This is a genomic window from Thermoactinomyces sp. DSM 45891, assembly GCF_900119485.1.
Taxonomy (GTDB): domain Bacteria; phylum Bacillota; class Bacilli; order Thermoactinomycetales; family Thermoactinomycetaceae; genus Baia.
The window spans coordinates 638,697-650,481 of the sequence record NZ_FPJZ01000001.1 but is presented as its reverse complement, the minus strand read 5'-3'; the positions used below and the strand labels follow the sequence as shown (position 1 = coordinate 650,481).

Sequence of the window (11,785 nt, the reverse complement as noted above, 5' to 3'; positions counted from 1 at the left end):
CCAAGTCCGTACGGTTTGAGGAGAAGGTATGTTGAAAACAGCGGCTGCTCTTCTAATGGACGCTCCTGTTTCGTTTATAAAATTAAGTACGTCCATTTTAAACTCGACAGAGTGATTTGTATATCTTTTCTGTAAAGCTTGGTAACCATGTTCTTGATATAGAGACACCCATTTCACTACATCCATTTCTCCTACTTGATACCGTTGAGCAATGGTTTTGTACGACTCGACGCCGTCGAGATAGGCTTGTACAGCTTTCAATTTTATTTCTAATGAATATTTAGCCATAGAAAAAGCACCTCCAACTATTGGATTTTAATTTCATGTCCAACAATTGGGGTGCAGTTCAATTCTCAGACAGCCCTATTCCTCTACTTACCGGATCTTACCATAACCTTATCTAGTTGCTTCAGATATAGTACTCGAACGATAAGGAAATAGATAAGCTGGACAGCGAAGAACCCAGATATACTGATTAGGGAAGGGGTCAGCATTTCCCAAATTGGAAGATGACCAAGTATATCTTTATTTAAAATCTGTAGACTCAACAATGCTTCCAAGCCTGCAATGATAAGTGGGATGAAAAACAGCATAGCAATTTGGATCGTGCAAGCCCGCCTCATACCGCTAGTGCTGAGGCCAACTTTAGAAAGCATATGATAGATACGCTGATCTTGATTTAGATCAGTATATAGTTTGAAATACAGGAAGCTGGCAGTGGCAAGCGAGAATACAGCTGCGATAAAGATACAGATAAAACTAAGCAAACTAGTTGAATGTTTAAATTCGATATAACTACCTGCTCTAGTGGACACATAGCCATCTTTGCTCATAAAGCCCTTCTCTATCTTTTTACTAATCTCCACTTGATCAGAATTAGAGAGAGGGGGTTTTTCTCCGGACCAAGCTGGAATAGAATAATATACAGATATTCCCTCTGATAGATCTTTTTCTTTAACGGAATTGGCTTGAATCTGTTGATAGGCTTCATCATTCACAACTAAAAGGGGTAGGTAGCCAGTCATTCTTTTATTGACTCGCTCCACGATCTGATACTTTGATACTTTTTGACCTACCTGTATTTTTTGTTTATCTGACTTAGGAGCGATATAGATTGCCTCTTCAGATTTCAATTTATTTGGAGCCTTCAGTCCAAGCGACTTAGCTAACTGTCGGTAACTAGATTCATTAATCACATTCGCGGAACGGTTTTCATCCACCTGAATTGTAGTTGACTTAGCAATTACCTTATCATATTTAACTCTTGCTCGGTCTAACTCTTGATCAATTTTTTGCATATCAGTTTTCCAGTTCTTGTACTCTTTGGGAACATCGAAAGTAACAGCAAAGGGAATGTCTTTATAAGAATCTTTTCCCATATAATCGAATGACTGGACAAGACCGATCGCTACTGAAGCCATCGCGGTCACAATCGTGATCATGAAAAACATCCGCGCATTATCTTTTATCTTATAAGCCATTTCTGAAACCCATAACATCCTAGTGCCTTTCCAGAAGAAAGAGCGATTTTTTTTCAGTAACCGCATCATATACACACTAAATTGAGTAAAGAAGAGGTACGTGCCGAGAATCCCTAGTGTGAGAGCCAAAAGGATGGTGTTAAAGTTTCTATACAGTAAATAGTATGCAGTGCCGATTAAAAGAATGGATGTGAGAACTAGCAGGATATGTGCTTTCGGTTCTTTTTTCGGCTTGCTTGTCCCCATTAATAATTCCAACACTCTTTTTTGACGGATAAAGAAGAGGGTTAAAAAGGAGATCACAATGTAGAGAGCGGAGAAAGCAATTATCGTGAGTCCTATTGCTTTTGCTGGTAGATAAAAGGAAAGGTCTGTCTCTACAACGTTAGATCCATATAAGAGAAATAACTTTGCAAAAAGGAGCCCACCTAGAATTCCAGTCACAATCGAAGCGAATCCAATCAATATATTTTCTAGGAAAATCAGTTTATTAATCTGTTTTCGCTGTGCCCCTAAGATCGTCAATAATCCAAACTCTTTATTTCGGATCTTTAAAAAAGCACTGATGGAATAAAGAACAAATAAAAATGAGAAAGCAAAAGTTACATAGGCCGCTGCTATCATTCCCATTTTAGCCTGATCTCCAAGGGATGATTTTGCCAACTCGGGGTGAAAGATGAATAGAGCATAGGCAAAGAAAATCATAACTGCAAATGAACTACTCAGAAAGTAGGCAGAGTAGGCACGTCGATTCCGTTTGACGTTATTAAATGCGAACTGACGAAAGTTCATGTAAAGGTCACTCCTTTTTCCTATTATGTGCGTGTGGCTAATAATGTATCATGTATATAAGGTAGAAAATATCGATAAACCTTATATGAATCTTAAAAAACTGTAAGGATATCAGTAGTGGAGACAGAAGTGAGTTTGGCATTAGAAAAGGGGATGAAATGCTTATGAAAAACGGTTCTAAGTGGTATATGAAGTATGTTGTGACGATTTTACTAACCGTGATGATTATTGCAAGCCCGTTTGCTTCTGTTTCGGCTCTTGCGGCGCCGGATTATACAGACTTGGCGTATCGTTGGGCTCCAGTCCATTATCAGGATACCGATGATACGGATGCGGATGCAGATTATATCACGGCTATGAACTATGATGGTGACTGGATAATGAATAATAACTGGGAACATCAGGATGATGATGCTAGTCGTCTCAAGGGGTCGGTTACGTATTCTGTTACCGAGACACAGTCTCATTACTTCTTGATCTATACTTTTTATCATCCTCGTGATTGGGTGGATTATCCTGATTTCGGGCTAGACACACATGAAAATGATGCGGAAGGTGCAATGATGATTGTAAGGAAGGATGGTACCACGCACGGTAAGTTAGAAGGCATGGTAACGGTTTATCATAGCGACTTCTACTCGTATACGCCTGCGGGCAGTCCGTTGACAGATGGGCAGGAAAACATTGATGGTAGCATTCGTATGGTGGATTACGGTGGAGTGAGTCGCCCAACTACTTACCAAGATGCAAAAGGACATGGTATTTACAACTGGAATGGAAAGAATTTCCCTGGGGGAGATGGAGTTGTCTATTATCCAGATCGTCAGACATCAGAAGCCCCTTCCAGTGGAAATGATCGCTCTGTGAAATACACATTAGTAAATACATTTGCCCCCGGCGGCCTCTGGGATCATCGTTACGATCCGAATACGTTTGCTAGTTGGGGAACATTTAAGGGTGATAACGGGAAAGACAATGCTGCGAATACGGCATGGCAATGGAATGATTCTGACGATGGCCCTGTTGAAGCAGGTGAAATGGCAACCGATCCAGTCCATTTGATGGAAGTATATTTTGGTAACTTAGGTTCTTATAGTCGTACATATGTATATAATGGGTATCGCTAGGCAATCGGGTAATCTCTTGTGAGGAGCGATCTAGGATGGACGAGCGTGAAAAATCAGGAGTCGTCGAAACAGATGTGGTGATTGTGGGCGGTGGGCCAGCGGGGATGGTTCTCGGAATGATGCTGGCTCAGGCTGAAGTCGATGTAATGGTTGTAGAAAGCCAAGGGAATTTTGATCGCGAATATCGGGGCGAAGTGCTGCAACCCCGATTCTTGCAGTTAATGGAGCAACTTGGAATGCGTTCATACATTGAGAGTCTTCCACATGCCCAAGTGAGAGCGGGTGCTTTTTTTCAACAAGGCCGAAAGTTAGGGGAGTTTGCCTTTCATCGTTTTATCCCTGAGATTCCTTATGCTATTTGGACACCACAACCGATATTGTTGCAGGCGTATTTTGACTTTATAAAAGACTCTCCTCACTTTCACATGAAGTTTCATGCGTCGGTAAAAGAGTTGCTACGTACAAATGGGCAGGTAACAGGTGTCATGATTGAAACAGAGCATAAAGAACGAACGGAAATCCGGGCCAAAGTGACCGTTGGAGCTGATGGACGGTTCTCTACGGTTCGACGATTAGGAGGATTTCAGCTCGAATATGAGGATTACCCCGGCGATATCATCTGGTTTAATATGGATCAACCTGAAAATCCACAAGATGTATTGCAATTTCATATGACAGATCAATATCCCTACCTTACTTTACCCAAATACCCGAACCTTCTACAAGTCGGAATTGTTCTGGGAAGCGGGAGATGGAAGCAAATCCAACGAGAGGGGATTGAATTGTTTAAAGCAGATTTGGCGGAGATGTCTTCTGCTTTTCATCCTTTTTTACAAACAGTCACCAGCTTCCGTTCATTTGTTCCCTTACAAGCGAAGACACAATATGTGAAGGAGTGGGCACAAGATGGCTGCCTGCTGATAGGAGATGCCGCACATTGTTCCTCACCAGCAGGTGCTATCGGTGTATCACTAGCCGTCACCACTTCAGCCATTGCCGCTGAGGCAATCTATAATTCATTAGGAAATGGGGATGTCTCTGCCAGCTCATTAGGACGTGTCCAGCAGGAAAGGGATAGAGAAATCCGCAAGATTCATGAAATCCAAATACGAATGGGACGGATGCTATTTAACCGAAATCCCATTATAAATGCATTACGTCCCTACTTACTTGCGCTCTTCACTCGTACGCCTATCGCCACGACAGTATTAAGGAAGATGATGACGTTACCGAAAGATATCCACATAGATGAGAAATTTCAATTTAAAAATAAGGGATAAGCAAAGGAATTTCGCTTGGACAGAATAATCTACTTGAAGGGAGTGAACCTTGCCATATGGAATCACAAAAAAGAAAAATTGATATGAAAAAGTTTATGGGACTGGTTAACCTAAAATCGTTACCAAGAGCCATGATCGTTTTAGTGTTGGCTCTCAGTCTGCTTTCTACGATAGCGAGCCTTATCGTTCCACTCTTTACTAAAAACTTAGTCGATGTGATCTCATTCGACCACTTTCAGTACCAATTTATCTGGCTTTTGTTAGGTGCTTTCTTAGTTCAAGGGATTGCCGGCGGAGTTTCTACTTACTATCTAGCGTATCTGGGAGAAAAAGTAGTAGCTAATATTCGAAAGCAAATTTGGAAACAAACGCTTCATTTGCCCATTTCTTTTTTTGATCAAAATCGTTCAGGTGAGACGATTAGCCGTATTAATAATGATACCGCTGTGATTAAAGAATTGATCAGCAACCAGCTCGTGTCTATTTTTACGGGGATGATTTCACTTGTCGGATCTCTGTCCATCTTGCTGTACCTAGATTGGTCGATGACACTTGTGATGTTAAGTGCTGTACCCGTCATATTTCTCATCATGCGGCCACTAGGCAAGCAGATGAGACAGGTTTCGAAGCGTCTACAAACGGAAACAGCCGAGTTTACCAGTACGATTACACAAGTAATTTCGGAAATTCGCTTGGTGAAAGCATATGTAGGTGAACCCGTAGAACGCAAAAACGGGGATCAAGGAATAGATCATCTTTTTGAGACAGGGCTAAAAGAAGCACGCATATTCGCTATCTTACAACCACTCATGGGCTTCGTGATGATGTTTATGTTGGTAGTCATTATTGGATACGGAGGGTATCGTGTTTCGACGGGAGACTTAACTGCAGGGGATTTGGTAGCCTTTATTTTATATTTGTTCCAAATCTTGATGCCGATTACGATGTTAACGCGCTTCTTCACAAGCTTGCAGAAGGCGATGGGGGCGACAGAGCGGATCATTGAAATCCTAGAGCACGACCGTGAACCCGAGATGCTGGAGAAGGAAAGAGACCTACCGAAAGTAAATCCTACCTTACCGATTCGTTTTGAAAATGTTAGCTTCTCTTACCTCGATCATGAGGCAGTGTTACATGATGTTACCTTTACCATCGAACCGGGAGAAGTAACAGCTATTGTCGGTCCGAGTGGAAGTGGGAAAACGACAATTTTTTCTCTTGTAGAGCGTTTCTATCACCCTAGCTCGGGAAAAATTCGGATCGGGAATGTTTCGTTAGAAAAGTTTGATTTAAGAGAGTGGAGAAGTTGTATTAGCTACGTATCGCAGGAGAGTCCCCTTCTGGCAGGAACGATACGAGAAAATATCTGCTATGCCATGCAACGGGAAGTGACGGAAGAGGAAATCCTTCGTGCGGCTGAACTAGCTTACGCGGCAGAATTTATTCGAGATTTGCCAAATGGATTTGATACTCAAGTAGGCGAGCGTGGGATCATGCTTTCGGGTGGTCAACGCCAACGGATCGCGATTGCACGTGCGATCTTACATGATCCGAAGATTCTTATGTTAGATGAAGCGACCTCTGCACTGGATTCCACTTCGGAAAAGGTAGTCCAGGATGCGTTGCAAAACTTAATGCAGGGTAGAACGACATTGATTATCGCTCATCGATTATCGACGGTCGTAGATTCGGATCGGATTCTAGTGTTAGAAAAAGGGACATTGACTGGGATCGGAACGCATGAGGAATTATTGAAGAGCCATTTGCTTTATCAGCGGTTGGTGGAGCAACAGTTTCGTTTGGAGATAAAGGATTCAGTTGAGTTATAGGACTATGTATCAGAATAGTAACTGCCTTCCGGGTAAAGGGGAGGCAGTTTTTTTACGGGAGTGTGTTATGGAATAAACTGATTAGGTATTCATTTCAGTGCATTTATTTTATAATCTAAAGTAAGTATGTTGATGATGAGGGTGTTTACATAAAAGGGGTGAAGTCTGTGATAAACCGAGCGGAATGGGAAGAGTTTATAAAAGGAACGTTAATAGAAGCCCTTGATATTGGGTTAGTAGAGTTAAGTGAGAGTAAGGTGGTTCTCACTATGCCGGTAGGTCCTAAAACGAGACAACCCATGGGGCTTCTGCACGGAGGGGCATCTGTAGCTCTAGCTGAAACGGCGGCCAGCTTTGGATCATATTTTAAGGTGGCGCCTATGGGAAAAGGGACAGTGGGTTTAGAGATTAATGCCAATCATATTCGCTCGAAAAAAGATGGGATCGTGACCGCGATTGCGACCGTTCTTCATGAGGGGCGTAGTACGATGGTGTGGAACATAGAGATTGTAGATGAAGAAAGGAAGTTACTCTGTGTTTCACGTTGTACGATGGCGATTATTGATCCAAAGTAGAGAAAAATGGACAAAAAACCTAGACACCTGGTGATCAGGATACTACACGCTAACGCTCCTATAAAGATTCGCATAACAAAAAAACCAAGAGGACGTATCCCCTTGGTTTTTTTGTTACTTGATTACTGATAGTACTTCACTTTGTCGATGGTGTAGCCGTATTTCGTGATGATCCAGTCAGAAACGAGATTGGCTGTGATGGTGTCGCCATCTACTTCTACCCAGAAATCATTTTTCGTACCAGTGAAAGTGGCTTTAGTAGCGCCAGCTTTGTCTTTGATATGAACGAAATCGTAGTTTGCTTCTGTTTCGAGCTTACTGAAGTGAAGAGCTACTTTTTGAGCGCCAGCTTTCGTGTAGGTGTGGCTTTCGCTGACAGAGTTACGGTATGGGTGAGGTGTGTCGAAACGTTTGTCTTCTTCATGCCAGGAAGCCCCCGCCGGGAAGTTCGCGGTTAGTTTGTATGCCTGTGTCTTGCTGAAAGCGCCACTGTATCCGATTACTTTGACGTAATAGACTCCAGCCGAGGTAGCATTGTAAGCGATTGCTTCAGGATTTGTTCCGCCTTTGATGCTTTTCGCTAGTTCTGCTCCAGAAGCGTCGTGGAGGGAGAGATCGTAGTCACCAGGTAGGTTAGTCAAGCTGATATTGACTGCGCCAGCTGTGCCTACGTTAAATTTGTAGTAGTCAACATCCGTATTGGAGAAGATGAAGCTATCGTATGCTTTGCCAGAGTTGATTGGACCGTAAGCAGTAGCTAAGGTGTCGTTTGGCTCGAAGGTATCTTCTTCGTCTCCGCCGCCACCGTCGTCATTACGATCGTTGATAACTGCACGATAAGCATTTAAACGACCATGTGCCCAGTAGTTACCGGTTCCATTGATTTTGTCTGCTGTCGCTTCAAGGATTTCACGTACTTCTGTATGGTTTTTGCCTTGGGAAGCGACTAAGGCTGCTACCCCAGCTGCATGAGGTGTTGCCATCGAAGTACCACTATACTTGACATAACCACCACCCATTTTGGTGGAGATGATATCTACTCCAGGAGCGGCTACATCTACCCAGCTACCATGGGTGGAGAACGATGCTTTTGCATCATTGCTATCTGTGGCAGCTACGGCGATACAGTTGGCATAGTAGGCAGGATAGTTAGGAGCTGTGCTAGGGGTATTACCAGCAGCAGCCATGATGACGACACCTTTGCTCCATGCGTAGTTTACTGCATCTTCCAATGCTTGTGAGCTACCCGATCCACCTAAGCTCATGTTGATCACCTTGGCTCCGTTGTCAGCGGCATATGTGATACCATTGGCCACCCACTCATAAGTACCAGAGCCGTTGCTGTCCAATACACGTACAGGTAAGATTTTTACCTCAGGAGCGACACCCGCTACACCAATACCATTGTTTGTAGTGGCGGCAATGGTTCCAGCTACGTGGGTACCATGACCTTGGCCATCCTCAGCATTGTCATCATTGTCAACAAAATCGCGTCCGGTAGATACTAGTTTTCCGGCTAAATCTTCATGGTTAGCTTGAACCCCCGTATCAACAACAGCGACAACGGTGCTGCTACTACCTTTGGTTACATCCCAAGCTTGTGGTGCTTGCATTTTTTGTGGTCCGTATTGGTCGGAGGTATATTTCGGATCGTTTGGTGTCCAGAATGCATGTGCCAGTTGGTTTGGTTCTGCATATTCAACCTCTGGCATTTTCGAGTACTGTTCAACTGCTTCTTTTACCGTTTGATCCTGAATCTTAATGACTTGGAAACCAAGTTTTTTATTCTCGGAGAGTACGTTTGCTTTATTTGACTTTAGGAGACTTACTTTTTTGGTTGTGCTGATGTTTGACTTAAACTTTACGATGATGGAATTCTTGGCTACTTCCGCCGCTTTGCTAACAGGAGCTGCTTGTACGCTTACGGTAGTGGGAGCGAGTAAAGAGAGCGCTAGTCCTACCGCGGCTACCATCGAGCCTACGCGTTTGTACCCCTTCTTCATCTTACATACCCCTTTCCCATAGTGGGTTTTGTTTGTTGGTTTGTGACTTAGCAACATGCGGCATTAAAGCATCTACTAAGCTGGGCAAGGTGGAGACAGCGAATTACATGAGATCAGCCTAAAATATAATATTAAGATTTATTAATTTTGTGAAAAATTAATACGTTAAACGGTTAAAGTATTTTTCGGCCACTGGATGGATTGATGCTACTCAATCGAAGGCTTCGCTGTTTCTAAACCAAGTCCACAGTTCATGTAGATTTAATAGTGTTTCTATTTAGAATATTACATGAAGATGAATCGGATGTAAATGGTTGATTATTCATTTTTTAATTTTTTTGTTTTTGGATATTTAATGGCGATGTTTCAAACGATTTAGAACTGGGTATTAGTGGACAAGTTATAATCGCAAAAGTGAAATGGAGTGTTGATTAGATGACTCATTTACAACAGATTCGCACTGCCTTGTTAGAGGAATTACAACCCCTTTCGAATGAGCAGTACAACATGAAACCCGATTCTTCTTGTTGGAGCATTGCGCAAGTGTTAGATCACCTCATTTTGACTGAGGGATATATTGTATCTATGATCTCGAAGGTGGCGAAGGAGAATGAACTATCCCACACTCCAGATAAGCCGATTCACTTCGTAGCAGATCGATCTAGAAAAGTGGAAGCACCCGATCGGCTTTCTCCAAAAGAAGATTATTATGCAAAGGAAGAGCTTGTACAAAAGCTAGAGAAAACTCGGAAACAGACCCAGTCTTTTATAGAGGAACATAAGGAAGAAGAGTTGATTAAGCGATCTATGCCTCATCCAGCTCTAGGTGATTTGAATTTGAAGCAATATATAGAGTTCATCGGCTATCATGAAGAGCGCCACTTGACACAGATCCGAGAGTTGAAAGAGATAATCACAAAAAAATAACTTAAAACATCCAAATAAAAAACGGTCTAGGACACTCCTAAACCGTTTTTCTAGTATTCTCTTACTCTACTCTACGACTACTTTCCAGTTATGGTTTAGAGTTGCACGAATCGTTCCTTTTTGTTGGAAGTAGTCAGCTAGAAGCTCTGACACCTCAGTCGGGATCTCACGGACGACCGGTTTATTTTGGAACATGAAGTAGTTGCCTCCACCTGCGGCACGATAGTTGTTCATCACGACTTCGTATTCCTGTTCTAGGTCGAATGATTTCCCGTTACGAGTTAGTTTCGTGATGCGCTCGCCAAAAGGCTTGCTAATATTGATTTCGTATTCAATCCCTTCCCACATATCAAAGTTGTAATGCTGTGGTTTTGGCTCTAAGAAAGCTGGATTTACCTCAATTTGCTCACCGTTATAAGGGGCGAAGTAGGTGGCGGTTTGCTCAAGGGCTTCTAGGATATCTTTTCCTTTGAGACGTAATACTTTTAGGGTGTTGGGATAAATATAGTTAGCTACGATGTCCCTCATGGTGACGTTATTAGGCATCCCCGGGCTTATATTGTCAAATAGGGCCGTGTTGGAAATCTCTGCTCCTGTTAGTTCCATCTGCACATGGTTCATCCATTCGATGAGTGGGTGGTCCCCCGTTCTGACTAGCATCGGATCATGCACGATCATGTCACCTTCGATACTCCCGAGTGGTTGGTCGAGCCATTGTTGCGTTTCTTGTTCATAGGGCTGAATCATTTGGAGGATCGTTGTATCTGGTTCTATTCCTACTAGGTCATGGAGTCTGCTCTTAATTTGGAAGAGTCGCCAGTCACCTTGCACTAGGACAAACTCTAGTTCGATTTGACCGACGAAGTTTCCGTGGCTTCCTGGTTGAATGATATGAACTCCGTTGATATTGCCGCTTGGAATGTGACGATGTTGGTGTCCAGTGATGAGAATATCGATGCCGTCTACTTGATAGCAGATTTCATAGCCGACGTTTTCCCCAGAGAGTGGTTCTGTAGGTTCTCCGCTGTCTATATCTCGCTCAAATCCGCCATGGTAGGAAACAGCGATAAAATCAACCTGCTCAACTTCACGAATTACCCGAACCCATTTATTTAACTCCACGATCGGATCAGTGAATCGAAGCCCTTGAATATGATGTGGTTCTTCCCAGTTTGGAATATAGCTGGTTGTGGCTCCGATGATGCCCATGCGGATGCCGTTTGGAAAAGTGTGAATGAGATAAGGGGTTCCAAAGGCTGGTTCGCCTGTTTTTTCGTCTAAGATATTACAGCTGAGCCAAGGAAACTGAGACTCTAGCACAACTTGCTTTAAGACATCGGTTCCGTAGTTAAATTCATGATTCCCGATAATAGCGGCATGCGTACCTATATGATTAAAGAGTAAAGGGATGGGATGAATGGTTTGCTCTTTGTTCATTTTGACGTAATGATAGGTGAGCGGAGTGCCTTGGATGCTATCTCCATTATCTAGGATAAAAGTATTAGGCTCTTTATCCTGCAACTGATGAATTTTGGTTGCGATCTTCGCGAGGCCAAATTCATCAGTTGCTTTGTTTCCATAGTGAAAGGGTAAGATAGTTCCGTGAACATCACTCGTCACAAGAATTTGACACATTTTACTTTGGTTATTTTCCATAATATCCTCCGTTGTTTCTTAGTAATAAGATGTCTTTTACATATATGCAACATTTTATTATCAATTAATATACAAATCCTTTTGATGATTGTATGAAAACATGATACTATATCAG

The 11,785-nt window shown here is 42.6% G+C and carries 9 protein-coding genes; 5 read left to right on the top strand and 4 right to left on the bottom strand.

What is annotated here, in order from left to right:
- The coding region (locus BT147_RS03210; protein WP_143187890.1) for a helix-turn-helix domain-containing protein at window positions 1–288 on the bottom strand (288 nt) is incomplete at its 3' end.
- Between the two features lie 83 nt (window positions 289–371).
- Window positions 372–2,273 (bottom strand): ABC transporter permease, encoded by a 1,902-nt coding sequence (locus BT147_RS03205; RefSeq protein WP_072330802.1) that lies wholly within the window; start codon window positions 2,271–2,273, stop codon window positions 372–374.
- Between the two features lie 164 nt (window positions 2,274–2,437).
- Between BT147_RS03205 and BT147_RS03200 the strand changes: the two genes are divergently transcribed.
- The 4 genes from BT147_RS03200 to BT147_RS03185 all read left to right on the top strand — a co-directional run bounded on the left by BT147_RS03200 (window position 2,438) and on the right by BT147_RS03185 (window position 7,084).
- Window positions 2,438–3,400: a hypothetical protein gene (locus BT147_RS03200; protein WP_072330800.1), complete on the top strand. Its 963-nt coding sequence runs from the start codon at window positions 2,438–2,440 to the stop codon at window positions 3,398–3,400.
- A gap of 35 nt (window positions 3,401–3,435) precedes the next feature.
- Entirely contained in the window at window positions 3,436–4,680 is a 1,245-nt protein-coding gene (locus tag BT147_RS03195) for an FAD-dependent monooxygenase (protein ID WP_072330798.1), read from the top strand.
- A 56-nt stretch (window positions 4,681–4,736) separates the two neighbouring features.
- Complete coding sequence (locus BT147_RS03190) at window positions 4,737–6,509, top strand: ABC transporter ATP-binding protein (protein WP_072330796.1); 1,773 nt, start codon at window positions 4,737–4,739, stop codon at window positions 6,507–6,509.
- Window positions 6,510–6,679: 170 nt separating this feature from the next.
- Window positions 6,680–7,084 carry a hotdog fold thioesterase gene (locus BT147_RS03185; protein WP_072330919.1) on the top strand — a complete coding sequence of 135 codons (405 nt, stop codon included), beginning with the start codon at window positions 6,680–6,682 and terminating at the stop codon, window positions 7,082–7,084.
- Window positions 7,085–7,206: 122 nt separating this feature from the next.
- Here the strand turns inward: BT147_RS03185 and BT147_RS16030 are convergent, their stop codons facing one another.
- Window positions 7,207–9,087 carry a S8 family serine peptidase gene (locus BT147_RS16030; RefSeq protein WP_072330794.1) on the bottom strand — a complete coding sequence of 627 codons (1,881 nt, stop codon included), beginning with the start codon at window positions 9,085–9,087 and terminating at the stop codon, window positions 7,207–7,209.
- Window positions 9,088–9,522: 435 nt separating this feature from the next.
- Between BT147_RS16030 and BT147_RS03175 the strand changes: the two genes are divergently transcribed.
- On the top strand, window positions 9,523–10,014 hold the full coding sequence (locus tag BT147_RS03175; RefSeq protein WP_072330792.1) for a DinB family protein: 492 nt from the start codon (window positions 9,523–9,525) through the stop codon (window positions 10,012–10,014).
- Between the two features lie 66 nt (window positions 10,015–10,080).
- On the opposite strand, the gene BT147_RS03170 is transcribed toward BT147_RS03175, so the two are convergent.
- A complete protein-coding gene (locus tag BT147_RS03170; RefSeq protein WP_083426323.1) occupies window positions 10,081–11,670 on the bottom strand; it encodes a bifunctional metallophosphatase/5'-nucleotidase in 1,590 nt (529 codons plus the stop codon).
- Window positions 11,671–11,785: the final 115 nt, after the last annotated feature.